The sequence below is a fragment of the Pseudomonas sp. CCI1.1 genome (assembly GCF_034348165.1).
GTDB classification, from domain to species: domain Bacteria; phylum Pseudomonadota; class Gammaproteobacteria; order Pseudomonadales; family Pseudomonadaceae; genus Aquipseudomonas; species Aquipseudomonas paracarnis.
Genome location: NZ_CP133780.1, coordinates 3,348,333 through 3,372,869 on the forward strand (window position 1 = coordinate 3,348,333; position 24,537 = coordinate 3,372,869).

The 24,537-nt window shown below is 60.0% G+C and carries 23 protein-coding genes; 4 read left to right on the plus strand and 19 right to left on the minus strand.

Annotation, left to right across the window (positions count from 1 at the left end):
- Window positions 1-7 precede the first annotated feature (7 nt).
- From guaA to RHM69_RS15030, 4 genes are all read right to left on the minus strand, one after another.
- Window positions 8-1,585 (minus strand): glutamine-hydrolyzing GMP synthase, encoded by a 1,578-nt coding sequence (gene guaA, locus RHM69_RS15015; RefSeq protein WP_014719806.1) that lies wholly within the window; start codon window positions 1,583-1,585, stop codon window positions 8-10.
- A gap of 80 nt (window positions 1,586-1,665) precedes the next feature.
- A complete protein-coding gene (gene guaB / locus RHM69_RS15020) occupies window positions 1,666-3,135 on the minus strand; it encodes an IMP dehydrogenase (protein WP_014719807.1) in 1,470 nt (489 codons plus the stop codon).
- A gap of 104 nt (window positions 3,136-3,239) precedes the next feature.
- Window positions 3,240-3,788 carry a hypothetical protein gene (locus tag RHM69_RS15025; protein ID WP_005791157.1) on the minus strand — a complete coding sequence of 183 codons (549 nt, stop codon included), beginning with the start codon at window positions 3,786-3,788 and terminating at the stop codon, window positions 3,240-3,242.
- Window positions 3,789-3,925: 137 nt separating this feature from the next.
- The gene (locus RHM69_RS15030) at window positions 3,926-4,693 is read right to left on the minus strand and encodes a sulfite exporter TauE/SafE family protein (protein ID WP_200600751.1); all 768 of its coding nucleotides are present in this window, start codon (window positions 4,691-4,693) and stop codon (window positions 3,926-3,928) included.
- A 99-nt stretch (window positions 4,694-4,792) separates the two neighbouring features.
- On the opposite strand from RHM69_RS15030, the gene RHM69_RS15035 reads away from it, so the two are divergent.
- The 4 genes from RHM69_RS15035 to leuA all read left to right on the plus strand — a co-directional run bounded on the left by RHM69_RS15035 (window position 4,793) and on the right by leuA (window position 10,003).
- Window positions 4,793-5,683: a LysR family transcriptional regulator gene (locus RHM69_RS15035; RefSeq protein ID WP_020301375.1), complete on the plus strand. Its 891-nt coding sequence runs from the start codon at window positions 4,793-4,795 to the stop codon at window positions 5,681-5,683.
- Window positions 5,684-5,693: 10 nt separating this feature from the next.
- Window positions 5,694-7,073 carry an exodeoxyribonuclease VII large subunit gene (gene xseA / locus RHM69_RS15040; protein WP_014719810.1) on the plus strand — a complete coding sequence of 460 codons (1,380 nt, stop codon included), beginning with the start codon at window positions 5,694-5,696 and terminating at the stop codon, window positions 7,071-7,073.
- A 3-nt stretch (window positions 7,074-7,076) separates the two neighbouring features.
- Window positions 7,077-7,898 carry a M23 family metallopeptidase gene (locus tag RHM69_RS15045; protein ID WP_014719811.1) on the plus strand — a complete coding sequence of 274 codons (822 nt, stop codon included), beginning with the start codon at window positions 7,077-7,079 and terminating at the stop codon, window positions 7,896-7,898.
- Between the two features lie 425 nt (window positions 7,899-8,323).
- Window positions 8,324-10,003 (plus strand): 2-isopropylmalate synthase, encoded by a 1,680-nt coding sequence (leuA, locus tag RHM69_RS15050; RefSeq protein ID WP_014719812.1) that lies wholly within the window; start codon window positions 8,324-8,326, stop codon window positions 10,001-10,003.
- 167 nt (window positions 10,004-10,170) lie between these two features.
- Here leuA and RHM69_RS15055 read toward each other — a convergent pair whose 3' ends face one another.
- The 15 genes from RHM69_RS15055 to hscB form a co-directional block, all read right to left on the minus strand.
- Window positions 10,171-10,962 (minus strand): amidohydrolase, encoded by a 792-nt coding sequence (locus RHM69_RS15055; RefSeq protein WP_014719813.1) that lies wholly within the window; start codon window positions 10,960-10,962, stop codon window positions 10,171-10,173.
- Window positions 10,950-12,098: a pyridoxal phosphate-dependent aminotransferase gene (locus tag RHM69_RS15060; RefSeq protein WP_019817224.1), complete on the minus strand. Its 1,149-nt coding sequence runs from the start codon at window positions 12,096-12,098 to the stop codon at window positions 10,950-10,952. The genes RHM69_RS15055 and RHM69_RS15060 overlap by 13 nt, the downstream gene beginning before the upstream one ends.
- 134 nt (window positions 12,099-12,232) lie before the next feature.
- A complete protein-coding gene (gene der / locus RHM69_RS15065) occupies window positions 12,233-13,702 on the minus strand; it encodes a ribosome biogenesis GTPase Der (protein WP_005791167.1) in 1,470 nt (489 codons plus the stop codon).
- A gap of 139 nt (window positions 13,703-13,841) precedes the next feature.
- Window positions 13,842-14,993: an outer membrane protein assembly factor BamB gene (gene bamB / locus RHM69_RS15070; RefSeq protein ID WP_014719815.1), complete on the minus strand. Its 1,152-nt coding sequence runs from the start codon at window positions 14,991-14,993 to the stop codon at window positions 13,842-13,844.
- The gene (locus tag RHM69_RS15075) at window positions 14,986-15,627 is read right to left on the minus strand and encodes a YfgM family protein (RefSeq protein ID WP_014719816.1); all 642 of its coding nucleotides are present in this window, start codon (window positions 15,625-15,627) and stop codon (window positions 14,986-14,988) included. Before RHM69_RS15075 ends, bamB begins: the two co-directional genes overlap by 8 nt.
- Before the next feature lie 41 nt (window positions 15,628-15,668).
- Complete coding sequence (hisS, locus tag RHM69_RS15080) at window positions 15,669-16,958, minus strand: histidine--tRNA ligase (RefSeq protein WP_019817223.1); 1,290 nt, start codon at window positions 16,956-16,958, stop codon at window positions 15,669-15,671.
- A 23-nt stretch (window positions 16,959-16,981) separates the two neighbouring features.
- Window positions 16,982-18,091: a flavodoxin-dependent (E)-4-hydroxy-3-methylbut-2-enyl-diphosphate synthase gene (ispG, locus tag RHM69_RS15085; protein ID WP_003175952.1), complete on the minus strand. Its 1,110-nt coding sequence runs from the start codon at window positions 18,089-18,091 to the stop codon at window positions 16,982-16,984.
- A gap of 2 nt (window positions 18,092-18,093) precedes the next feature.
- On the minus strand, window positions 18,094-19,074 hold the full coding sequence (locus tag RHM69_RS15090) for a RodZ domain-containing protein (RefSeq protein WP_060768044.1): 981 nt from the start codon (window positions 19,072-19,074) through the stop codon (window positions 18,094-18,096).
- Window positions 19,074-19,832 carry a type IV pilus biogenesis/stability protein PilW gene (pilW, locus tag RHM69_RS15095; RefSeq protein WP_322255504.1) on the minus strand — a complete coding sequence of 253 codons (759 nt, stop codon included), beginning with the start codon at window positions 19,830-19,832 and terminating at the stop codon, window positions 19,074-19,076. The genes RHM69_RS15090 and pilW overlap by 1 nt, the downstream gene beginning before the upstream one ends.
- Before the next feature lie 10 nt (window positions 19,833-19,842).
- The gene (rlmN, locus tag RHM69_RS15100; RefSeq protein ID WP_003194014.1) at window positions 19,843-20,991 is read right to left on the minus strand and encodes a 23S rRNA (adenine(2503)-C(2))-methyltransferase RlmN; all 1,149 of its coding nucleotides are present in this window, start codon (window positions 20,989-20,991) and stop codon (window positions 19,843-19,845) included.
- A 29-nt stretch (window positions 20,992-21,020) separates the two neighbouring features.
- Entirely contained in the window at window positions 21,021-21,446 is a 426-nt protein-coding gene (gene ndk / locus RHM69_RS15105) for a nucleoside-diphosphate kinase (protein ID WP_003175956.1), read from the minus strand.
- 92 nt (window positions 21,447-21,538) lie between these two features.
- The gene (gene iscX / locus RHM69_RS15110; protein WP_014719820.1) at window positions 21,539-21,739 is read right to left on the minus strand and encodes a Fe-S cluster assembly protein IscX; all 201 of its coding nucleotides are present in this window, start codon (window positions 21,737-21,739) and stop codon (window positions 21,539-21,541) included.
- Between the two features lie 14 nt (window positions 21,740-21,753).
- Window positions 21,754-22,095, minus strand: coding sequence for an ISC system 2Fe-2S type ferredoxin (gene fdx, locus RHM69_RS15115; protein WP_005791182.1), 342 nt, complete (start codon window positions 22,093-22,095; stop codon window positions 21,754-21,756).
- Window positions 22,096-22,098: 3 nt separating this feature from the next.
- Window positions 22,099-23,961, minus strand: coding sequence for a Fe-S protein assembly chaperone HscA (gene hscA, locus RHM69_RS15120; RefSeq protein WP_200600749.1), 1,863 nt, complete (start codon window positions 23,959-23,961; stop codon window positions 22,099-22,101).
- Between the two features lie 51 nt (window positions 23,962-24,012).
- Window positions 24,013-24,534 carry a co-chaperone HscB gene (gene hscB / locus RHM69_RS15125; RefSeq protein ID WP_014719822.1) on the minus strand — a complete coding sequence of 174 codons (522 nt, stop codon included), beginning with the start codon at window positions 24,532-24,534 and terminating at the stop codon, window positions 24,013-24,015.
- Window positions 24,535-24,537: the final 3 nt, after the last annotated feature.

A 24,537-nucleotide genomic window follows, 5' to 3' on the forward strand; every position in this document is an offset into this window, starting at 1 on the left:
CGTCCCATCACTCCCACTCAATCGTCGCCGGCGGCTTGCTCGACACGTCATACGTCACGCGGGAGATACCTTCGATCTCATTGATGATACGGCCGCTGACCGTCTCCAGCAGTTCGTAAGGCAGGTGTGCCCAACGCGCTGTCATGAAGTCGATGGTCTCTACGGCGCGCAGCGCAACAACCCATGCGTAACGACGGCCATCGCCTACAACGCCAACCGATTTCACCGGCTGGAACACCACGAACGCCTGGCTGACCTTGTGGTACCAGTCGGCCTTGCGCAGTTCTTCGATGAAGATGTGGTCGGCACGACGCAGCAGGTCGGCGTATTCCTTCTTCACTTCACCCAGGATACGCACACCCAGGCCCGGGCCTGGGAATGGGTGGCGGTAGACCATGTCGTACGGCAGGCCCAGTTCCAGGCCCAGACGGCGGACTTCGTCCTTGAACAGTTCGCGCAGCGGTTCTACCAGCTTGAGGTTCATTTCCTCAGGCAGGCCACCCACGTTGTGGTGGGACTTGATCACGTGGGCCTTGCCGCTTTTGGCGCCGGCCGATTCGATCACGTCGGGGTAGATGGTGCCCTGGGCGAGGTACTTGATGTTGTCCAGTTTGTTGGACTCGGCATCGAACACGTCGATGAAGGTGCGGCCGATGATCTTGCGCTTCTTCTCCGGGTCGGACTCGCCGGCCAGGTTGTTGAGGAACTGGTCCTCAGCGTTGGCGCGGATCACCTTGACGCCCATGTTCTCGGCGAACATGGCCATCACTTGCTCACCTTCGTGCAGGCGCAGCAGGCCGTTGTCGACAAACACGCAGGTCAGTTGGTCGCCGATGGCCTTGTGCAGCAGTGCCGCTACAACCGAGGAGTCAACGCCGCCGGACAGGCCAAGCAATACGTTGTCAGTGCCGACCTGGGCGCGCACTTGGGCGATGGCATCTTCAGCAATTTTCGACGGGGTCCACAGGGCTTCACACTCGCAGATGTCGAGGATGAAACGCGACAGGATGCGCCCGCCTTGCTTGGTGTGGGTCACTTCCGGGTGGAATTGCACGCCGTAGTAGCGACGCTCGTCGCTGAACATGCCGGCAATCGGGCAGCTCGGGGTGCTGGCCAGGATGTGGAAATCTTCCGGCATTTTGGTGACCTTGTCACCGTGGCTCATCCACACGTCGAGGCCGAACAGGCCGTCGGCGTCGATGTGGTCTTCGATGCCGTCCAGCAGGCGGCTCTTGCCGACCACGTCTACACGGGCATAACCGAATTCACGCAACTCGGAACCTTCAACCTTGCCGCCCAGTTGCTCGGCCATGGTCTGCATGCCGTAGCAGATGCCGAACACCGGCACGCCCAGGTCGAATACCGCCTGCGGGCAGCGCGGGCTGTTGGCTTCGTGAACGGACTCGGGGCCACCGGCGAGAATGACGCCTTTGGGTGCGAATTCGCGGATCGCTTCATCGTCCATGTCGAACGGGTGCAGTTCGCAGTACACGCCGATTTCACGCACGCGGCGGGCGATCAGTTGGGTGTACTGGGAACCGAAGTCGAGGATCAGGATGCGGTGGGCGTGAATGTCGAGGGCCATGAAGTCAGTCTCGTCTAATGAATCAGAAACAACTCGGGGCTGAAGAACAGCCCCGGTTACTTAACATTTTGCTGGAAGGCTCAACCTACACGGTAGTTTGGCGCTTCCTTGGTGATCTGCACGTCGTGGACATGGGATTCAGCCATGCCGGCGCCGGTGATCCGCACGAACTCTGGCTTGGTGCGCATTTCTTCGATGTCGGCACTGCCGGTGTAGCCCATCGAGGAACGCAGGCCGCCCATCAGTTGATGGATGATCGCGCTCAGGGTGCCTTTGTACGGCACACGGCCTTCGATGCCTTCCGGTACGAGCTTCTCGGCGCCTGCCGAGGAGTCCTGGAAGTAACGGTCGGAAGAACCTTGCGCCTGGGACATGGCGCCCAGCGAACCCATGCCACGGTAAGCCTTGTACGAACGACCCTGGAACAGTTCGATCTCGCCCGGCGCTTCTTCGGTACCTGCGAACATCGAGCCCATCATCACGCAGGAGGCACCGGCGACGATGGCCTTGGACAGGTCACCGGAGAACCGGATGCCACCGTCGGCGATCAAGGGTACGCCCGTGCCTTCAAGGGCGGCGGCGACGTTGGCGATGGCGCTGATCTGCGGCACGCCCACACCGGCAACGATGCGCGTGGTGCAGATGGAACCTGGGCCGATACCGACCTTGACTGCGTCGGCGCCCGCTTCGGCCAGGGCCTTGGCGGCAGCGCCGGTGGCGATGTTGCCGCCGATCACCTGCACGTCAGGGAAGTTCTGCTTGACCCAACGCACGCGGTCAATCACGCCTTTGGAGTGGCCGTGGGCGGTGTCGACCACTACCACGTCAACACCGGCGGCGACCAGGGCCGAGACCCGATCACCAGTGTCTTTACCGGTACCGACGGCAGCGCCAACACGCAGACGACCTTGGTCATCCTTGCTGGCCAGCGGGTAAGCCTTGGCTTTTTCGATGTCGTTGACGGTCATCATGCCTTTGAGGGCGAATTTGTCGTCGACGATCAGCACGCGCTCGATGCGGTGCTTGTGCAGCAGTTCGCGCACATCGTTCTTGTCGGCGCCTTCCTTGACGGTGACGAGGCGCTCTTTAGGCGTCATCACTTCACGGACGGTGACTTCAAGGCGGTTCTCGAAACGCACGTCACGGGAAGTGACGATGCCGACCAGGTCGCCATCGTGCAGCACCGGGACGCCGGAGATGTTGTGCATACGCGTGAGTTCGAACAGGTCACGCACGGTGGCGTCAGCTTCGATGGTGATCGGATCTTTCACCACGCCGGCTTCGTAACGCTTGACCTTGCGCACTTCGGCAGCTTGCTGCTCGATGGTCATGTTCTTGTGGATGATGCCGATGCCGCCTTCCTGAGCCATGGCAATGGCCAGACGGGCTTCGGTGACGGTGTCCATGGCAGCGGAAACCAGGGGAATATTCAGCTCGATGCCACGGGTTAGGCGGGTCTTGAGACTGACTTCGTTAGGAAGCACCTCGGAATAACCGGGCACTAGGAGAATGTCGTCGAATGTCAGAGCTTCTTGGCTGATACGCAGCATCGCGGGGGCTCCCGAGCGGGAAAATGGAAGCGCGCCATTATATACATGCACCCTGCCCGGCTCAATGTAAAACTCTGACAAACTTGGTAATACTGATAGATGGATTAAAGCTCGACTTTGACCCAGCTCATTTTCTGGTCCAACCAATCGGCAAATTCGTCGATAAAGCTCTGCTTGAACCCCGCCTCCGCCCAGTTGTTGAAGATGAACCCCAGGTTGGAAAACCCGCATTCCTGCAGGAACAGAAAACCGTTGATGTCATCTTCATGCCCACACAGCGGGCAGGTGAAGTTGTCGGTGTGGCCAGGCATCCAGTCTTCCAGGCTTTCGAACAGCGCCTCACCAACTTCCTTCAGGCATTCCGGGCAACCGGCTTCTTCAAGAAACCCCTTGGCCGGGGTATAGATGCAACGCTTGTAGATGATCTCCAGGCCATTGACCGGCTCGTTGAACGGCAGCGCCTCGGGGTGCAGCACCACGGCGCGGGCGCCATCGGCCAGGGCGTAGCCCATGCGGTTGCCGGTACGCCCGCAAGTGGTGAGTTCTTCCTTGATGATGTTCTTGCGCACCAGCCAGCGCACAATCGCCCGGGCGCGGGGTTCGTGGACGGGCAAGGTGGAGATTTTCGGGACAAGGATGCTTTGGGAGTTCATGGGAGTCCTGCGGTGTGGCTATTGGCGCCATCGCGGGCAAGCCCGGCTCCCACAGTTGATCGCATTCCAATGTGGGAGCCGGGCTTGCCCGCGATGACGCCCGGGAGGACGGCAGCTTAATCCCTGAAAAAATCAGGTCAAGTACTCACATACCGCCCGATCAACGCAATACCACTGGCCAATACCAACCAGGTCACCAACCGCACGAACGCCTCCCGGGACAGCCGCATCGTCAGCCTGCGCCCACACCACAGCCCCAGGGCCATCGCCGGCAACAGACAAACCGCCAACATCAATAACGGCAAATCTGCATACACCCCGGCAATCAGGAACAAACTCAAACGCACGACCGTGCTGCAACTGATCAGCGCGCTTTGCGTGGCCCGCGCCTCGTCTTTGGGTAAACGGCTGTTAAGGTAAATCGCATATAAAAAGCCGCCACTACCAAATAGCGCACCAAACAGGCCACCCACAGTGCCCATGGGAATCGACCAGCCCGCCGCCAATTGAGTCGGCCGTGCTTTCACCGCCAGGCTGTAAATCGCGTAGGCACTGATAAACAGCCCCATCAACAACAGCAACGAGTCCGAATGCAAGTTGAGCAAAAACCCCACGCCCAGGCTGCAGCCGATGGCCATGCAGGGCAGCAACCGCAACAGTTCCGGCTTGTTCACATCGTGCCGCGCTTGCAGCAGGCCGCCAAACGCCGCGACAAAATCCAGCAGCACCAGCAACGGGATGATCTTCGACAGCGGCATGAATAGAATCAGGATTGGCCCGGCGACCAAGGCCGTCCCGAACCCGGCAATGCCAAACACCACATAGGCCAGCACCACACCCAGGCCGATCACCAGCCAATCCACAGCCCCGAACGACCACTGACTCATCAACTCAACCAGGCTCATGGGTTATTCCTTGTTGGACATGGCCTTCACTTTAGCCATTGTCTACTGTTGCGACTAATATCTTCAAAGCCAGCCACTCATCTCAAAAAGGCATGACTCGTGATCTCCACGCGGCAACTGCGTTACTTCGTCGAAATCGCCGAGAGCGGCAGCTTCAGTGCCGCGGCCGAACGCCTGTTTGTGGCGCAGTCGGCCTTGAGCCGGCAGATCAAGGAACTGGAAAATCAACTTCAAACCCCATTGTTCGAACGCACCGCACGCCAACCGCGGCTCACAGCGGCCGGTGAAGCGTTCTACCCACGGGCGCGCAATTTGTTGAGTGAGTTGCTCAAGGCCAGCGAAGTGGCGACCCTCGTAGGCAATGGCCAGCTTGGCACGCTGCGCCTGAGTCACTCGAGCACCGTGCCGATGAGCGGCGCGTTATTGCACGGCATCAGCAACTGGCTAGAGCGCTGTCCGGGCGTGTCGGTGGATATTGCCAAGCTCTCCTCCGAAGCTCAGTTGGAGGATATCGCCGAGGGTCGCCTGGACGTCGGCCTGCTACGCTTGCCCGTACTGCGCCAGCGCGACGGCGTGCGTGTGCTGCCGTTGTACACGGAGCCGTTGGTGCTGGCGGTGCCGCCGAATCATCCGTTGGCACGCAGCGACGCGCCGGTGGAGTTGGCACAGCTAAAGGACCAAGCGTTTATCTCGATCCCCCATCCCCAACGCGGCGGGCTGAGTTATCTGTCGGCCGAATTGTGCATGCGTGCAGGTTTTTTCCCCAAGGCCGCACGGGTGATGTCGCGCAAGACCACGCAGTTGCAATTGATCCAGGCCGGTTTCGGTATTGCCTTGTTACCAAAATCCATGCAGGACATCGCCCCCGCCAACCTGCACTTTTTACCCCTGGCCGACCCGGACTGCCACAGCACCGTGGCCCTGGCCTGCGCGCAAGTGCAGAGCCCGCTGGTGGAGCAATTCTGTCAAACCCTGCACGAATGCCTATAAACTGCCGCCCATGATTAAAGATCCTTTTGCCCGTTTGGGCCTGGACCGCGAAGTCCTGACTGTCAGCCAGCTCAACGGCCGTGCGCGGGTGTTGCTGGAAGACGTGTTCACCAATATCTGGGTGGAAGGCGAGATCTCCAACCTCGCTCGCCCAGCCTCCGGCCATGTGTATTTCACGCTCAAGGACAGCGGGGCCCAAGTGCGTTGTGCGCTGTTTCGCAACAACGCTGCACGCGTACGCCAGGCGTTGAGGGACGGGCTGGCGGTGAAGGTGCGCGGCAAGGTCTCGTTGTTCGAGGGCCGTGGTGATTACCAACTGATCCTCGATACCGTGGAGCCAGCCGGTGACGGTGCGCTGCGCCTGGCCTTTGATGCACTGAAGGAAAAGCTGAGCGCCGAAGGCCTGTTCAGTGCCGAACGCAAGGTGGCGCTGCCGGTGCATCCTCGGCGCATCGGCATTATCAGCTCGCCCACCGGCGCGGTGATTCGCGACATTATCAGCGTGTTCCGCCGCCGCGCGCCGAACATTGAACTGACCCTGATCCCTACCGCCGTGCAAGGCCGCGAAGCAATCCCGCAGATCGTGCGGGCGCTGAAACTCGCCGACGCTCGTGGTTTCGACGCGCTGATCCTGGCCCGTGGCGGTGGCTCCCTTGAAGACTTGTGGTGCTTCAACGAAGAGGCGGTGGCCCGTGCAGTTGATGCCTGTGTTACCCCTATCGTCAGCGCCGTTGGTCATGAAACCGATGTGTCCATCAGCGACTTCGTGGCGGACGTCCGCGCCCCTACTCCCTCCGCCGCCGCCGAGTTGTTGGCCCCCGACGCCAGCCATCTGGTGCGCCAGGTAGAAAACCTGCAGCGCCGCCTGGTGATGCTGATGCGCAACCGCCTGAGCCACAGCCGCCTGCGCCTGGAAGGCATGGCCCGGCGCCTGCGTCATCCGGGCGAGCGCTTGCGCCAGCAGGCCCAGCGTCTGGATGACCTGGACATGCGCTTGCGCCGTGCCTTTGAGCGCAGCCTCAATACCCGTCGCGAGCGCTTGATCCGCCTGGAGACCCGCCTCGCCGGCCAGCACCCGGGCCGTCAACTGGCACTCTTGCGCCAGCGCCTGGACAGCCTCGCCGAACGCCTGCCCCGCGCCATGCGCGAAGGTCTCAAGGCTCGGCGTCTGCAACTGCAGAGCCAAGTGCAGACATTGCAGGTGGTCAGCCCGCTGGCGACCCTGGGCCGCGGCTACAGCATCCTGTTGGACGAGCGCGGCCAGGCGATTCGCAATGCCGCGCAAACCCACACCGGCCAGCGCCTCACCGCGCGCCTGGGTGAAGGCCAATTGCAAGTGCGGGTGGAAGACAACCACCTGACACCCGTCACCCTTTCATTATTGGATTGATCGATGCCACGCCTACTGAGCCTGTTGATGCTGTTGTGCCTCACGTTTAATGCCCACGCCGACAGCTACATCACGCGAACCCTGAACAAACCGGTGCCTGGCGGCGTGGCCGTCGTCGAGCTGGGCCCTTCGGCCACGGCGCCGAAAGCCACTTACCAGGGCAAGCCGGTGCTGGTGGTCAAGGAGCAGGACAACTGGCTGGCCATTGTCGGCATCCCGTTGACGGTCAAGCCCGGCAACGAGCGCATCAGCAGCGGTGGGCGCAACCTGCCGTTTATCGTCGGCTACAAGAAGTATCCGGAACAGCGCATCACTTTGAAGAACAAGAGCCAGGTCAACCCTGACCCGGCCCAGCTCAAGCGCATCGAAGGCGAACTGGCTGTGCAGCTCAAGGCTTACCGCAGTTTCAGCCCGAACCTGCCGAGCAACCTGGTGCTGGATAAACCGGTGAGCGGGCCGTTGTCGAGCAAGTTCGGCGTGCGACGCTTCTTCAACGGCGAAGAGCGCAACCCGCACTCGGGCCTGGACTTCGCCGTGCCGGCCGGTACGCCGATCAAGACGCCCGCCAACGGCAAGGTCATTCTGGTGGGCAATTACTTCTTCAATGGCAACACGGTGTTCGTCGACCATGGCCAGGGTTTTATCAGCATGTTCTGCCATATGTCCAAAATCGACGTGAAGGTGGGCCAGCAACTGGTGCGCGGCGCGGTGGTGGGCAAGGTGGGTGCGACTGGCCGGGCGACTGGCCCGCACATGCACTGGAACGTCAGCCTGAACGATGCACGTGTAGATCCAGCGATCTTTATCGGCGCGTTCCAACCCTGATATCAAATGTGAAACTACGGGCCTCATCGCGGGCAAGCCCGGCTCCTCCATTGGAAGGCTGCCCAGTGTGGGAGCTGGCTTTCCTGCGATGGTGCAAGCCGTCGCCTCAATTGCGCACCTGACAAACCCACAGCAACAAAAACACACACCACGCGAAATTACGGCAATAAAATCTCGATTTTCGAGACAGCAAAAGAACTTATCTCAATTTTTCTCGACTGCTTGCCATCTTTCACCCCGGCGGTTAGGGTTGAGCTTATGAAAACCTCTCACACCCTCATTCAGCTCCGCCAGCACCGCAGCCTGTGCCTTGTCAGCGCACGACTGCCAGGCTGAATCGATCTGCCTCGTCCTAAAGTTTTATCCCCAATAACAGTTCTACGGCAGGCCGCCTTTTTTCGGCCCCTACAACCAAGGATTTTCCGATGAGCATGCTCAAAGACCCGTCTTCGAAATACCGCGCGTTCCCGACCATCGACATCCCGGACCGTACCTGGCCGTCGAAGACCATCACCCAAGCGCCGATCTGGTGCAGCTCCGACCTGCGTGATGGCAACCAGTCGCTGATCGAGCCAATGGACGCGGTGAAAAAGCTGCGCTTCTGGAAGACCCTGGTGGCCGTTGGCGTAAAGGAAATCGAAGCCTCGTTCCCTGCCGCGTCGCAAACCGACTTCGACTTCGTGCGCACCCTGATCGAAGACAACCACATCCCCGAGGACACCACCATCCAAGTGCTGACCCAGGGTCGTGAAGACTTGATCGCACGCACCTTCGAATCTCTGCGCGGCGCGAAGAAAGCCATTGTGCACTTGTACAATGCCACCTCGCCGTCGTTCCGCCGCATCGTGTTCAACCAGGACAAGGACGGCATCAAGGCCATCGCGGTCAACGCCGCCAAGCTGTTCGTCAAATACGCCGCCCAGCAGCCGGAAACCCAGTGGACCTTCGAATATTCCCCAGAGACCTTCAGCGCCACTGAGCTGGAGTTCGCCAAGGAAGTCTGCGACGCGGTGATCGAGGTGTGGAACCCCACGCCTGAGCACAAGATGATCCTCAACCTGCCCGCCACGGTTGAATGCGCCACCCCTAACATCTATGCCGACCAGATCGAGTGGTTCGGTCGCCATATCAACCGTCGTGACAGCGTGATCATCAGCCTGCACACCCACAACGACCGTGGCACTGGCGTGGCGGCCACCGAGTTGGGCCTGATGGCCGGCGCTGATCGTGTGGAAGGCTGCCTTTTTGGCAACGGCGAGCGCACCGGGAACGTCGATTTGGTCACCGTGGCGCTGAACATGTACACCCAGGGCCTGGACCCGCAGTTGGACTTCTCGGACATTGACGGCGTGCGCAAAGTGGTCGAGGAATGCAACCAGATCCAGGTGCACCCACGTCACCCGTATGTCGGCGATCTGGTACATACCGCGTTCTCCGGCTCGCACCAGGACGCGATCCGCAAAGGCTTCTCCCAGCAGAAAGACGATGCGCTGTGGGAAGTGCCGTACTTGCCGATCGATCCTGCGGACATTGGCCGCAGCTACGAGGCCGTGATCCGTGTGAACAGCCAGTCAGGCAAGGGCGGCATCGCCTACCTGCTGGAGCAGGAATACGACATCAGTTTGCCCCGTCGCATGCAGATCGAGTTCAGCCAGGTGGTACAGGCCGAAACCGATCGCGTGGGCCTGGAGATGACCGCGCCACAGATCTACGCCTTGCTGCAGCGTGAGTACTTGCAAGCCAACACGCCGTACGCGCTGGTCAGCCACCGCCTGCAGGAAGAGAACGGCAACAGCTTTGTCGAGGTGGAAGTCTCCGGCAAAGGCCAGGGCGAAACCAACTTGCACTGGAAAGGCAAAGGCAACGGCGCGCTGGAAGCCTTGGTGGCCGGCTTGCCGATTGGCGTTGAAATCATGGACTACAACGAGCATGCGATTGGTGCGGGTACCAATGCCAAGGCGGCGGCTTACATTGAACTGCGCGTGAACGGCGAACGCCCGGTGCATGGGGTGGGGATCGATGAAAACATCACTACCGCCAGCTTCAAGGCGCTGTTCAGTGCGCTGAACCGCTCGTTGAGCCAGTTGGAAGCCAAAGCGGCGTAAGCATTGCCGTAATGCAAAAGGCCCCTGGGTGAGAATCCAGGGGCCTGATCGTTCCCACGCTCTGCGTGGGAATGCAGCCCTGGACGCTCTGCGTCCGCCCTTAGAAGCAGTACGCAGAGCGTCCCAAGAGGCGTTCCCACGCAGAGCGTGGGAGCAATCTCAGAGCCTCAGACAAACTGAAAGCTATCGGCATCTAGATTCGCCGGGAATCGTGTACGGTAAGCCGCCAGCTCCGCCGCATCCAGGATCACCTGGAACACCCCATCCGCCTCCCCTGCACTCAGCAAAGTCTCACCCTGGAAATCCAACACCTGGCTATCGCCGGTGTAGGCAAACCCCTTGCCGTCGGTGCCCACCCGGTTCACCGCCGCCACGTAACACAGGTTCTCAATGGCCCGTGCCGGCAACAGCCGATTCCAATGCTGACGCCGAGCGCCCGGCCAGTTGGCGGTGTACAGCAGCAGGTCCGTATCCTGGGCGTCGCGGCTCCACACCGGGAAGCGCAGGTCATAACAGATCAGCGGGCGAATGCGCCAACCCTTCAGCTCGAACTGCACCTGGCGTTCACCTGGGGTGTAATGGTCATGTTCACCGGCCATGCGGAACAGGTGGCGCTTGTCGTAATGCAACACCTCGCCATCCGGCCGCGCCCACAGCAGACGGTTGCGGTGGCTGCCATCGGCGGCCTGGATGATCACACTGCCGGTAATCACGGCCTGATACTTTGCCGCCTGGGCCTGGAGCCAATGATGGGTGGGGCCGCTTTCCGGCTCGGCGAGGGCTTCTGATTCCATGGAAAAACCGGTGGTGAACATCTCTGGCAGCACAATCAAGTCGGCGCCTTTGGCCTGCTCCAGCAGCAACTCGAAGTGTTCGAAGTTGGCCTGGCGGTCATGCCAGGCCAGGCTCGTCTGCACCAGGGCAATGTTCAGATTGGGCAGTGCACTCAGATCGCGCATAGTTTTTCCGCCGCTTGTCGCAACGTCTCCTCGCGTTTGGCAAAGCACAGGCGCACCAGGCGCTGGCCTTGGGGTGGGTGCTGGTAGAACACCGAAACCGGAATGGTCGCCACGCCATGTTCGCGGGTCATCCACAGGGACATGGCGACGTCATCCAGGTCTGGGCGAATCTGCGAGTAATCCACCAGTTGGAAGTAAGTGCCGGTCACCCGGGTAAAGCTCAAGCGCGATGGCGCCAGCAGGTCGCAGAACAGGTCACGTTTGGCCTGGTAAAAAGCCGGCAGTTCGTCGACATGCTCCGGATGTTCGGCCATGAAGTCTGCCAAAGCGTACTGCAAAGGGGTCACGCCGCAAAAGTTGACATATTGATGCACCTTGCGCAGTTCAGCTGTCAGGGCCGGCGGCGCGACCACGTAACCGGTTTTCCAGCCGGTCACGTGATAGGTCTTGCCGAAGGAGCTGACCACAAAGGCGCGCTGATACAGTTCCTGATGGGCCAATATGCTGACGTGGGGCACACCGTCGAATACCAGGTGTTCGTAGACCTCATCGCTGACCAGATAAATATCACGGTCGCGGATCAGTTCGGCCAACTGGTCCAGCTCGGCGCGGCTGATCAGCGCGCCGGTGGGGTTATGTGGCGAGTTGATGATGATCATGCGCGTGCGCGGTGAGAGCGCGGCCTTGATCTTGTCAAAGTCGAGGGCGAAGCCTTGCAGGCTCAATTGCACATGCACGCAGCGACCACCGGCCAGCTCGACCGACGGCTCGTAGCTGTCGTAGCTGGGGTCGAACACGATGACTTCATCGCCGTTGCGGATGACCGCCTGGATCGCGCAAAAGATCGCCTCGGTGGCGCCTGGGGTGATGGTCACTTCGCTGTCGACATCCACTGTGACGCCATAACTGCGGGCGATCTTGGCCGCCACTTGCTGACGCAACACGGGCAGGCCGGTCATCGGTGCATATTGGTTATGGCCGAGGGCGATATGCTTGCCCACGGCATCGAGTAAACCTTGCGGGCCATTGAAATCGGGGAAGCCCTGGGACAGGTTGAGCGCGCCGGTTTCAGCGGCGAGTTGCGACATGGTGGTGAAAATGGTCGTGCCGACATTCGGCAGCTTGCTGGTGATCATCGGAAGCCCCTGCAGGTGAACCCCAAGTTTTAAGCTGCCCACTGCATCGGGTCAAGGCACAAACGGTCGCGCATAAAAAAGGGCTCCAAAGGAGCCCTCTCTTGCAGCGTGTCGCTTACAACGCAAAGCTGCCGTTATTTCTTGTCACGGCGCTTCTTGTCGGCTTTCTTGTGGTGAGTCATCAAACGACGCTTCTTGTTCACCTGACGGTCAGTCAGTGTGTTCTTGTTGCCTTCGTATGGGTTCTCGCCACCCTTGAATTCGATACGGATCGGCGTACCGACCAGTTTCAAGACTCGACGGTAAGTGTTTTCCAGGTAACGCACGTAGGACTTGGGCACCTTCTCGATCTGGTTACCGTGGATCACGATAATCGGCGGGTTGGCACCACCCAAGTGGGCGTAACGCAGTTTGATCCGGCGGTTGTTGACCATCGGCGGCGCGTGCTCGCCCACCGCGTCTTCCAGGATCTGGGTCAGGCGGTTGGTCGGCCAGCGGGTAACCGCGGACTTGAACGAGTTCTGTACGGACGCGTAGAGGTTGCCCACGCCGGTGCCGTGCAGTGCCGAGATAAAGTGGATATCGGCGAACTCGACGAAGAACAACCGACGCTGCAGCTCGATTTTGACGAAATCGCGCTCGCTCGGCGTCATGCCGTCCCACTTGTTGATCGCGATCACAAGGGCGCGACCGGCTTCCAGGGCAAAGCCCAGCAAGTTGAGGTCGTGGTCCACCACGCCTTCGCGGGCGTCCATTACGAAGATCACCACGTTGGCGTCTTTGATCGCTTGCAGGGTTTTGACCACGGAGAACTTTTCAACTTCTTCGTGGATCTTGCCGCGCTTGCGCACACCGGCGGTGTCGATCAGCGTGTACTTCTCGTCGTTACGCTCAAACGGGATGTAAATACTGTCGCGCGTGGTGCCGGGTTGGTCATAGACGATAACGCGGTCTTCACCGAGCATACGGTTGACCAGGGTCGACTTGCCGACGTTCGGGCGGCCGATGATAGCGATCTTGATACCGTCTTTTTCGCTCGGGCCAGGAATGCGCTTGGCTTCCTCACCTTCAGCGACGATCTCTTCCTCGCCCTCTTCTTCCTCGACGTCATCCTTGGGGAAGTCGCGCAGGGCGATTTCCAGCATCTGGGTGATGCCGCGACCGTGGGCACCGGCGACCGGGATCGCATCGCCCAGGCCCATCGGGCTGAATTCGGCACGGGCTGCCTCAGGATCGATGTTGTCGATCTTGTTGGCGACCAGATAGGAGCGCTTGTTGCGCTTGCGCAGGTGCTCGCCAATCATCTGGTCGGCAGCGGTATAGCCCGCGCGGGCGTCCACCAGGAACAACACGACATCGGCTTCTTCAATGGCCAGCAGTGACTGCTCGGCCATTTTTTCGTCCATGCCATGCTCGTCACCGGAGATACCACCGGTGTCGACAATAATGTAGGAGCGCCCTTGCCACTTTGCCTCACCGTATTGGCGATCACGGGTCAGACCGGACAAGTCGCCGACAATGGCGTCGCGAGTCCTGGTCAGGCGGTTGAACAGGGTGGACTTGCCGACGTTAGGTCGGCCCACCAGGGCGATTACGGGAACCATGCGGCTCTCCACTTCGTTATTTCAGAAAATACAAAAGCCGCTGCAGGGCAGCGGCTGGTGCTCGGGGCAGCATCGTCAGATGCCGTATGCCCCGCCGAAGCAGGGCCGCCTGGGGGTTACCCCAAGCATAGTCAAACCTTTACTTGATGGTCAGGGCTTCCAGCTTGCCGCCGTTGCCATACACATAAAGCATGTTACCCACCACCAGCGGACGCGCACGCAGGCCGTCGCTGTCGATACGCTGGCGACCGACAAAACGACCGTCCACCTGGCTCAGCAGGTGCAGGTAGCCTTCGAAGTCACCCACCGCGACGTAGCTGGAAAAGACTTCCGGTGCCGACAATTGACGGCGAGCCAGGGAGTCATTGCTCCACAGTGCAGTGGTGGAACGCTCATCCACACTCTCAACGGTGCCGGATGCCAGGCTCACATAGACGCTGCCAAACCCTTGGGCGACACCCGCATAGCTGGAAGCATCACGCTGCCAGTTGATGCGACCGCTTTGCAGGTCCAGCGCGGCAACACGACCCTGGTAGGTGGCGACGTAGAGGGTTTCACCCGACAGCAGCAAGCCGCCGTCGATGTCGACCACGCGATCCAGTTCGGAACGACCTTGTGGGATGGCCACACGGGTTTCCCAGGCCGGCACGCCGTTCTGGGTATTCAGGGCAACCACTTTACCGGTCGACAGGCCAGCAACGGCCAGGTTGTTGGTCACAATCGGACCACTGGTACCGCGCAGGGTCAATACCGCTGGGGTGCTGTCGTACAACCAGCGTTGGTCGCCGGTGGAGGCATCCAGGCCGATCACGCGGTCATCCTGGGTTTGCACCACGACGATATCGCCGTTGGTCGCCGGTGCCGAGAGCACTTCACTGGTCACGCGAGCGCGCCATTTCTCTTCACCGGTGCTGGAGTCCAGCGCGACCACGTCACCCTTGAGGGTACCGATCAGCACCATGCCGTAGCCGACGCCCACACCGCCGGAAACCGGCAGTTCGAGGTCTTTCTTCCACTTGACGTCGCCGCTCATGCGATCCATGGCAACCACGACACCAGTGGAATCAGTAGCCACGATGTTGTCGCCGTCAATCGCCGGCTGCAACAGGTTGTAGAGGTCGCCCTGCCCATCACCAATGGATTGGCTCCATTGTTTTTGCAGGACTACTTCTTCCTTGAAGCTGGTCAGCTCGGCAGGAGGCAGTTCTTTTTTGCTGTTGCTGCTGCAACCCGCGGCCAAAACGGCCAGAGCCAGCAATGCTGCATGTTTCCAACGGATCACGTCACGCATCCCCTTTGGCCAAGTCGTCGAGCTTGATTTGTAAGCCACCGACCGCCGCTTCATCAGACAGCGCCGCCTTGGCTTTTTGGTACGCAGCATGGGCTTCGTCGGTACGACCCAATTGGACCAACAGGTCGCCCTTGAGCTCTTCGCGAGTGGCCACGAATGCCTTGTCAGCATCGCCGTCGAGCAGTTTGAGTGCTTCGTCAGCCTTGTTCTGTGCCGCCAATACCTGTGCCAGGCGCTGACGTGCGATTTCACCCAGGGTCGGGTTGGTCGGCTTGTCGGCAATGGCCTTCAGCTCGGTGACGGCGTCATCCAGCTTGCCGGTATCGACCGCGACTTTCGCGACGAACAGGCTGCCGTACTGGGCGTAGGTGCTACCGCCGAATTCGTTCTTCAGCTTGCCGGCCAGATCCGCCACCTGCGCAGGGTCAGGCTTGCCGTCCGGGGTCAGGGTAGTTTCCAGCAGTTGCTGATAAACGATCGAGGCACCTTGGGACTGGTTGGCCTGATACTTGGTCCAGGCTTGCCAGCCGAACACCACCACTAGCGCCAGCAGGCCGCCTGTGACCAGGGGCTTGCCGTTACGCTGCCACCAGTCCTTGAACTCGGCCAGTTGCTCATCATCAGTACTCGACACCCCAATACTCCTTAATCGCTAAATTCGGCTGTTCGACAGCTTCAACCCTGCACGATGCAGGTGGCCAAGTGCGCAGCGAGCGCATCAAAGGCAATGTTCTGTTGTTCACCCTGGCCACGCAGGGGTTTGAAACCTATCACTTGCTGGGCCAGCTCGTCATCGCCGAGGATCAGTGCGTAAAGCGCACCGCTCTTGTCGGCCTTCTTGAACTGGCTCTTGAAGCTACCAGCGCCGGCATTGATCTGCAGGCGCAGGTTGGGCAGTTGGTCACGTACTTTTTCGCTCAAAGCCAGGGCCGCCAGTTCGGCAGCCTCGCCGAAAGCGCACAGGTACACGTCCACCTGACGGGAAATCTCTTCCGGAACCTGCTCCAGAGTTTCCAGCAGCAGGATCAGCCGCTCGATGCCCATGGCAAAGCCTACGCCGGGGGTCGGCTTGCCGCCCATTTGCTCGACCAGGCCGTCGTAGCGACCACCGGCACACACGGTGCCCTGGGCGCCGAGCTTGTCGGTGACCCACTCGAACACGGTCTTGCTGTAGTAGTCGAGGCCACGCACCAGCTTGGGGTTGATCACGTAGGGAATACCGGCTGCATCCAGACGAGCCTTGAGGCCCTCGAAATGCACGCGGGACTCGTCGTCCAGGTAATCAGCCATTTTCGGCGCATCGACCAGCACGGCCTGGGTGTCGGCGTTCTTGGTATCCAGCACGCGCAACGGGTTGGTCTTCAGACGGCGTTGGCTGTCTTCGTCCAGTTTGTCCAGGTGGGCCGACAGGTACTCGACCAGGGCTTCGCGATAGCGACCCCGGGACTCGCTGGTGCCCAGGCTGTTGAGTTCAAGCTTGACCGCATCGCGGATGCCCAGTTGGCCCCATAGGCGCCAGGTCAGCACGATCAGCTCGGCGTCGATGTCCGGGCCGTCCAGGTTGAAAACTTCGCAACCGATCTGGTGGAACTGGCGGTAACGGCCTTTCTGCGGGCGCTCGTGGCGGAACATCGGGCCGATGTACCAGAGCTTCTGGGTCTGGCCACCACCGGTGATGCCATGTTCCAGTACGGCACGCACGCACGCGGCCGTGCCTTCCGGACGCAGGGTCAGGGAGTCGCCGTTGCGGTCTTCGAAGGTGTACATCTCTTTTTCGACGATGTCGGTCACTTCACCGATGGAGCGTTTGAACAGCTCGGTGAACTCGACGATCGGCATACGGATCTGCTTGTAACCGTAGTTATCCAGCAGGCGCGCGACAGTGCTCTCGAAGTAGCGCCACAGTGGCGTCTGCTCCGGCAGGATGTCGTTCATGCCACGAATGGCTTGCAGAGACTTGCTCACATCAGATCCTTAAATTCGTTCAATCAGCCGCGAGCGATCAGCGCTGCGTCAGCGGCGACCTTCTCGGCCGCTTTCTCGCGGATCAGCTTTTCCAGCTCGTCCACCAGATTGTCATTCGTTAGCTTCTGCGACGGCTTGCCGTCGATGTAAATCAGGTTTGGTGTACCACCGGTCAGGCCCACATGAGCCTCTTTGGCCTCGCCCGGCCCATTGACCACACAACCAATCACTGCGACATCCAGCGGCACCAGCAGGTCTTCGAGGCGCAACTCCAGGTCGTTCATGGTTTTCACCACGTCGAAGTTCTGCCGCGAGCAGCTCGGGCAGGCAATGAAGTTGATACCACGGGAACGCAAACGCAGGGATTTTAGAATGTCGTAACCGACCTTCACTTCCTCAACGGGGTCTGCCGCCAGGGAGATGCGGATAGTATCGCCAATCCCTTCGGCGAGCAGCATACCGAGACCCACCGCAGATTTCACTGTGCCTGAGCGCAAACCGCCAGCTTCGGTGATACCCAAGTGCAGCGGCTGCACGATTTCCTTGGCCAGCAGGCGATAGGCTTCTACCGCCATAAACACGTCGGAAGCTTTTACGCTGACCTTGAAGTCCTGGAAATTCAGACGTTCAAGGTGTTCAACGTGGCGCAGGGCCGACTCGACCAGCGCTGCCGGAGTGGGCTCGCCGTATTTCTTTTGCAGGTCTTTTTCCAGGGAGCCGGCGTTGACGCCGATGCGGATCGGAATACCGCGATCACGGGCAGCGTCCACCACAGCACGCACGCGGTCTTCACGCCCGATGTTGCCGGGGTTGATACGCAGACAGTCCACACCCAGTTCGGCCACGCGCAACGCGATCTTGTAGTCGAAGTGAATGTCGGCAACCAGCGGTACCTTGACCAACTGCTTGATACGACCAAAGGCCTCGGCTGCGTCCATGTCTGGTACGGAAACTCGCACGATGTCCACACCGGCCGCTTCCAGACGGTTGATCTGGGCCACGGTGGCCGCCACATCGTTGGTGTCGCTGTTGGTCATGCTCTGCACTGCGATAGGGGCATCGCCACCCACCGGCACCGAGCCGACCCATATCTTGCGCGATACGCGACGTTTGATTGGAGATTCGCCGTGCATGACTATTGTCCCAACTTGAGGCGAGCAGTCTCGCCACTGGTGAACGGCGCCACGTCTACAGGCTGGCCGTTGTAGGCCACTTGCGCGCCACGGGCGAAGCCCAGACGCAGCGTCAAAGGAGGCTTGCCGCCCTGGTCAAGCGTATCGCCCTTACGCTTCAAACCGCTGAACAGCACTTTGCCGTTGCCATCGGTAACTTGCGTCCAGCAGTCAGCGATGAAGGTAATTTGTACGCGCCCGTCACCGGCGATCAACGCCGGAGTGGTGGGAGGCGATATCGCCGGCGCTGCGGGTGCGGCTGGCGCAGGGGTCGCAGGTGCAGGAACCGCCGGAGCCTGTGCCACGGGTGCTGCGGGAGCGGTCGGAACAACCGGAGCCGGCACCGCAGCAGGGTCCACGCCAGCATCTGGCGTGGACTGTTCGGCAGTGGCCGGTGCTTGCGGCGCGGCTTGCCCTTCTACCACGGCCTGGTCTTCCGGCTCGTCCAGCGGATGAATCTGGGTGGTGCCATCGGCGCTTTCGACTTCGACGTGCTCCATGGCGTTGCTGGTCAGGTCTTTGCTGCGCAGGGAGGCTTGGTCTTGCCACCAGACGAAACCGCCGCCGACCACGGCAACCAGCAACAACAGGCTGACAATCCGCAAAATCGTGTGGGAAACCCGCGTTGGCTCTTCGATGCGCCCAAGGCCATGGACATTACTGCCCTGTGCATCGGTACCGGTGAACTGGTCGAATTCCTGCACCAGTACGGCCTGGTCGATACCCAACAATTTGGCGTAGGCGCGGATATAGCCGCGGGCAAAGGTATGCCCAGGCAGCTTATCGAACGCGCCGGCTTCCAGGTTGGCCAGGGAGGTGCTGGTCAAATTGAGCTTGAGGGCCACTTCCGCCAGCGACCAACCATTGCTTTCGCGGGCCTGGCGCAAGGTTTCGCCTGGGTTGACGCGATTAGCTGCTACATCTTCCGGGTGCGCGGCTTTCATCATTGCTCCGACAGGTATTGCTGATATTCCGGCGTACCGGGATAGAGTCGTTCGAGTTGCTGGCCAAAACGTGCGGCCGTGTCGTGTTCTTCATGAACCGTCGCCAGGCGCACACCGAGCAATAGACTACGTGCATTTTGCCCGCTGAGCAGGCTAAAACGCTCGTAATAGTCACGTGCCGGCACATAATGCCTGTCTTCGTAAGACAACTCAGCCATTTCGAGCAATGCCCGTGGCTGGCGACTGTTCAGGTGCAGGGCTTTTTCCAGTTGCTGGCGGGCGCTGTCGCGCTGGCCGAGGCGCATCGAGGTCACACCAAGGTTCTCGAACACCCGCGAACGCTGCGGGTAGAGAGTATCGGTGGCGGCTTGCTGGAAATAACGTGACGCCAGGTCATACCGTTTCTGCTCGAACAGAAAACTGCCGTAGTTATTCAGCAGCCGCGGATCGGCAGGGCGGGAGGCCAGGGCCTTGTGAAAATAGCGGTCGGCCAGCTCGGACTCAGCCTGAGCCTGAAACACCAGGGCCAGCGCGGCGTTGGCATCGGCATCATCAGCGTCCAGCTCAAGGGCCTTTTTCAACGGCACCTTGGCCTGCTCGCTCATGCCTTGGCGCAGGTACCCCAAACCCAGTTGCACATAGGCAACCCGCGCCTCATCACGGCCTTTATCAGTGCGCAACGGGCTGTCATGGCCCGATGAAACGCAACCGGCCACGAGGCCGGTAAACAGTAAAAGCAGCGCAAGGCGCAAGGGCATAGAGATCCTCTCAGATTCGATTCACAGCGATTTGCGGCAAATCTTCAGCGGCGTTAAGTTCGCGCACGGCGATATAACGTTCACTGCGGCGGGTGCGGTCCATCACCTGCCCTACCAATTGGCCACAGGCGGCATCGATGTCTTCACCACGAGTGGTTCGCACAGTGACGTTATAGCCGGCCTGGTGCAGTTGATCCTGGAAACGACGGATGGCGTTGTTGCTCGGCCGTTCGTAACCAGAATGAGGAAACGGGTTGAACGGGATCAAGTTGATCTTGCACGGGGTGTCCTTGAGCAATTCGATCATCTCGACCGCGTGCTCCAGCTTGTCGTTGACGTCCTTGAGCATGGTGTACTCAATGGTCAGCACACGCTTCTCACCCAGGGTCGCCATATAACGCTGGCACGATTCGAGCAGCATCTTAAGCGGATACTTCTTGTTGATCGGCACCAATTGGTTACGCAATGCGTCATTAGGTGCGTGCAACGACAACGCGAGGGAGACGTCGATGTGCTTGGCCAGCTCATCGATCATCGGTACCACGCCGGAGGTCGACAGGGTCACACGGCGCTTGGAGATGCCGTAGCCCAGGTCGTCCATCATCAAATGCATGGCCGCAATCACGTTGTCGAAATTCAGCAGCGGCTCACCCATGCCCATCATCACCACGTTGGTGATGGCACGGTCGACGGTCGCCGGGACGCTGCCAAAGGATTTGTTGGCAATCCACACTTGGCCGATGACTTCGGCGGCGGTGAGGTTGCTATTGAAGCCTTGCTTGCCGGTGGAGCAGAAACTGCAGTCCAGGGCACAGCCTGCCTGGGACGAAACGCACAATGTGCCGCGCTTGCCCTGGGGAATGTACACGGTCTCGACACAGCTACCGGACGCCACGCGCACCACCCATTTACGGGTACCGTCGCTGGAAATGTCCTCGCTGACCACTTCGGGACCACGCACCTCGGCAATGGCCTTGAGCTTGTCGCGCAGGGCCTTGCTGACGTTCGTCATGGCGTCGAAATCGTCGACGCCAAAGTGGTGAATCCACTTCATTACCTGACCGGCACGGAAACGCTTCTCCCCGATTGAGTCGAAGAATTTCTCCATTTCCGGCTGAGTCAGACCCAGCAGGTTGGTTTTAACAGTCGATGTAGTCATGGATTCACCCTCACTCTTTAAGCCGATGCTTAGCGAGCGGTTACTTCAGTAGCAGCGAAAAAGTACGAGATTTCGCGAGCAGCGGCAGCTTCGGAGTCCGAGCCGTGTACAGCGTTGGCGTCGATGGACTCAGCGAAGTCAGCACGGATGGTGCCGGCAGCTGCTTCTTTAGGGTTGGTAGCGCCCATCAGCTCACGGTTCAGAGCGATAGCGTTTTCGCCTTCCAGAACCTGAACAACAACAGGACCGGAGATCATGAAGGCAACCAGGTCGCCGAAGAAGCCACGAGCGCTGTGCTCAGCGTAGAAGCCTTCAGCTTCAGCCTTGGACAGTTGCTTGAGTTTCGAAGCTACAACCTTCAGGCCGGCTTTTTCGAAACGAGTGGTGATCTCGCCGATGACGTTTTTTGCAACAGCGTCAGGCTTGATGATGGAGAAAGTACGTTGAACAGCCATGGTGTAACTCCAGAAACGGTAATTTACGAAAAATTAAACCCGCGAATTATACGCGGGTTATTGGGTATTGCCTAACTGCGTAAAAAGGCGGCTCAGTCTGCTTCTTCGATCCACAGGCCTTGAATCGCCTCAAGGACCTTTTCGCCACCCCGGTCAGGGATGTCGTCAAAATCCGGCAGTGCCATTACGAGGTCGCGCAGCTTGACGAAGTTCACGGTAAGAGGATTGACCTCAGGATGAGCTTGCGCAAGTTGTATAGCGATTTCTTGTACATCAACCCATTTCAGGCTCATGACATTTCCTTGAATCAATGCGGCGCTTCGGCTGCATGGTTGAGCGAATATTTCGGGATTTCGACGGTGAGGTCTTCAGTCCCCACTTTCGCCTGACAACTCAGGCGCGACGTCGGCTCCAGGCCCCACGCCCGATCAAGATAGTCTTCTTCCAGGTCGTCAGCCTCATTGAGGCTGTCGAAACCTTTACGAATGATGCAGTGACACGTGGTGCAGGCATTCACGCCGCCACAAGCACTTTCGATCTCGATGTGGTTGTCATGGGCGACGTCAAGCAGGGACTTGCCGGTCTCAGCCTCCACGACCATGCCGTCAGGGCAATGTTCGGCGTGCGGTAGAAAAGTGACCTGCGGCATCAGTTATTCCTCAATTTCATTCAGGTTGCGGCCCGCCAGCGCGGCTTTAACCGTCTGATCCATACGGCGGGCAGCAAAGGCATCAGTGACTTGCGACAGGCGCTTGGTCTGTTGCTCGATGGCGTAACCATCGTTGCCTTTCATCAGTTCGGCCAGTTCCTGCATCTGCAGGTCAATGACCATGCGCTCTTCGGCACCCAGCAAGCGCTCGCCGTCGGCTTCAAGGGCGCCCTGCACCGCTTCGAGCAGGCGCTGGGCATCCACTTGTTGCTCGCGCAATACGCGGGCGACCTTGTCGTCACCGGCATACTGGAATGAATCCTTGAGCATCTTGGCGATTTCGCCATCGGTGAGGCCGTAGGACGGCTTGACCTGGATGCTGGCTTCAACGCCAGACGCCAGTTCGCGCGCAGCGACACTGAGCAGGCCATCGGCATCGACCTGGAAGGTCACGCGAATTTTCGCCGCGCCCGCGACCATCGCCGGAATGCCACGCAATTCAAAGCGCGCCAGGGAACGGCAGTCGCTGATCAGCTCGCGCTCACCTTGCAGCACATGAATCATCATGGCTGTCTGACCGTCTTTGTAGGTGGTGAAGTCCTGGGCGCGCGCGACGGGGATGGTGGTGTTACGCGGAATCACCTTCTCCATCAGGCCGCCCATGGTTTCCAGGCCTAGCGACAGCGGAATCACGTCGAGCAACAGCAATTCGCCGCCATCACGCTTGTTACCAGCCAGGGTATCGGCCTGGATGGCAGCGCCGATGGCGACGACTTGATCCGGGTCGATTTCGGTCAGTGGTTGGCGCCCAAAGGCTTCGGCTACCGCTTCACGCACGCGCGGAACGCGGGTGGAACCGCCCACCATGACCACTGCGCCAACGTCCTCCAACTCGATACCGGAATCACGCACAGCACGACGGCAGGCCTTGAGGCTGCGGGCGACCATCGGCTCGATCAGCGCATCAAAGGCTTCGCGAGTCAGTGGGGCCGACCAATTACCGTAGCAAACGTCAACAGAAGCAGCGTCAGTCAGCGCCTCTTTGGCCGCGCAGGCAGTTTGCAGCAGGTTGCGTTGCGCGCCTGGGTCCAGATCAGCCGACAAGCCGGCACTGCTGATGATCCAGCCAGCAATGGCGTGATCAAAATCATCGCCACCCAGGGCACTGTCGCCGCCGGTCGCGAGCACTTCGAACACACCGCCGGTCAGGCGCAGGATCGAAATATCGAAGGTACCGCCGCCCAGGTCATAAATAGCGACCAGGCCTTCAGCGTGCTGATCGAGGCCGTAAGCCACAGCTGCCGCAGTCGGCTCGTTGAGCAAGCGCAGCACGTTCAGGCCGGCAAGTTTCGCCGCGTCCTTGGTGGCTTGACGCTGGGCGTCATCGAAATACGCCGGAACGGTGATAACCGCCCCTACCAGCTCACCACCCAAGGTATTTTCCGCACGCTGGCGCAGCACCTTGAGGATATCGGCCGACACTTCGACCGGGCTCTTGGGCCCCTGGACGGTGTCGATGAACGGCATATGGGACTCGCCGCCGACAAAGCGGTACGGCAGTTGGTCACCCAATTGCTTGACGTCGGACAACCCACGACCCATCAAGCGCTTGACCGACAACACCGTGTTCAAGGGGTCTGCGGACGCGGCGAGCTTGGCCGACTCGCCCACTTCAGTGCGATCTGCGTGATAACGCACAGCGGACGGCAGGATCACCTGCCCATCGGCGTCAGGCAGTGGCTCGGACAGGCCGCTGCGCAAGGCAGCAACCAGGGAATTGGTGGTGCCCAGGTCAATCCCGACCGCCAGGCGACGCTGGTGCGGTTGAGGGCTTTGGCCGGGTTCGGCGATTTGCAGTAGAGCCATGGTAATCAGGTCTTATCTGTCTATCAGGCGTGCATCACGGGCAGCACTGGGTTAATCGTCGAGGCGCTCTTCTAGCTGGCGCACTTCGTAGGTGAGCTTGTCGAGAAACTGCATGCGCCGCATCAGGCGCTCGGCCTGTTCGCGTTGCGCCGCATCATCCCAACAGGCTGCGAAGCTTTCGTTGAGCTCATCCTGGGCGGTTTTCAGACGACGCTTGAAGACCGCGACACCCGCCACATCGGCTTCGTCCTGCAGTTCTTCGAGTTCTTCACGCCATTGCATCTGCTGCATCAGGAAGTCCGGATCATGCACGGTGACCTCCATCGGCAACTCACCGCCCTTCATCGCCAGCAAATAGCGCGCGCGTTTGGGGGGGCTTTTGAGCGTCTGATAGGCTTCGTTGAGGCTGGCCGATTGCTCAAGGGCCAAGCGCTGCTCACGCTCGGAAGCGTCAGCGAAGCGGTCCGGATGCACCCCACGCGCCAATTCACGGTAGCGCGTGGCGAGCTGCTCAAGGTCCAGCCGAAAGCTCGGCTGCAGCTCGAATAAAGCGAAATGACAAGGAGTACCCACGAG

Coding starts and splice junctions, on each gene's coding strand:
- RHM69_RS15060 (WP_019817224.1), bottom strand. CDS start 12,098: ATGATCACCAGCAAGCTGCCGAATGTCGGCACGACCATTTTCACCACC.
- bamB (WP_014719815.1), bottom strand. CDS start 14,993: ATGCGTGACGTGATCCGTTGGAAACATGCAGCATTGCTGGCTCTGGCC.
- xseA (WP_014719810.1), top strand. CDS start 5,694: ATGATTAAAGATCCTTTTGCCCGTTTGGGCCTGGACCGCGAAGTCCTG.
- fdx (WP_005791182.1), bottom strand. CDS start 22,095: ATGCCGCAGGTCACTTTTCTACCGCACGCCGAACATTGCCCTGACGGC.
- der (WP_005791167.1), bottom strand. CDS start 13,702: ATGGTTCCCGTAATCGCCCTGGTGGGCCGACCTAACGTCGGCAAGTCC.
- pilW (WP_322255504.1), bottom strand. CDS start 19,832: ATGCCCTTGCGCCTTGCGCTGCTTTTACTGTTTACCGGCCTCGTGGCC.
- RHM69_RS15055 (WP_014719813.1), bottom strand. CDS start 10,962: ATGCGCGATCTGAGTGCACTGCCCAATCTGAACATTGCCCTGGTGCAG.
- guaB (WP_014719807.1), bottom strand. CDS start 3,135: ATGCTGCGTATCAGCCAAGAAGCTCTGACATTCGACGACATTCTCCTA.
- iscX (WP_014719820.1), bottom strand. CDS start 21,739: ATGAGCCTGAAATGGGTTGATGTACAAGAAATCGCTATACAACTTGCG.
- RHM69_RS15030 (WP_200600751.1), bottom strand. CDS start 4,693: ATGAGCCTGGTTGAGTTGATGAGTCAGTGGTCGTTCGGGGCTGTGGAT.
- ndk (WP_003175956.1), bottom strand. CDS start 21,446: ATGGCTGTTCAACGTACTTTCTCCATCATCAAGCCTGACGCTGTTGCA.
- guaA (WP_014719806.1), bottom strand. CDS start 1,585: ATGGCCCTCGACATTCACGCCCACCGCATCCTGATCCTCGACTTCGGT.
- RHM69_RS15090 (WP_060768044.1), bottom strand. CDS start 19,074: ATGAAAGCCGCGCACCCGGAAGATGTAGCAGCTAATCGCGTCAACCCA.
- RHM69_RS15025 (WP_005791157.1), bottom strand. CDS start 3,788: ATGAACTCCCAAAGCATCCTTGTCCCGAAAATCTCCACCTTGCCCGTC.
- leuA (WP_014719812.1), top strand. CDS start 8,324: ATGAGCATGCTCAAAGACCCGTCTTCGAAATACCGCGCGTTCCCGACC.
- rlmN (WP_003194014.1), bottom strand. CDS start 20,991: ATGACTACATCGACTGTTAAAACCAACCTGCTGGGTCTGACTCAGCCG.
- hscA (WP_200600749.1), bottom strand. CDS start 23,961: ATGGCTCTACTGCAAATCGCCGAACCCGGCCAAAGCCCTCAACCGCAC.
- RHM69_RS15045 (WP_014719811.1), top strand. CDS start 7,077: ATGCCACGCCTACTGAGCCTGTTGATGCTGTTGTGCCTCACGTTTAAT.
- ispG (WP_003175952.1), bottom strand. CDS start 18,091: ATGCACGGCGAATCTCCAATCAAACGTCGCGTATCGCGCAAGATATGG.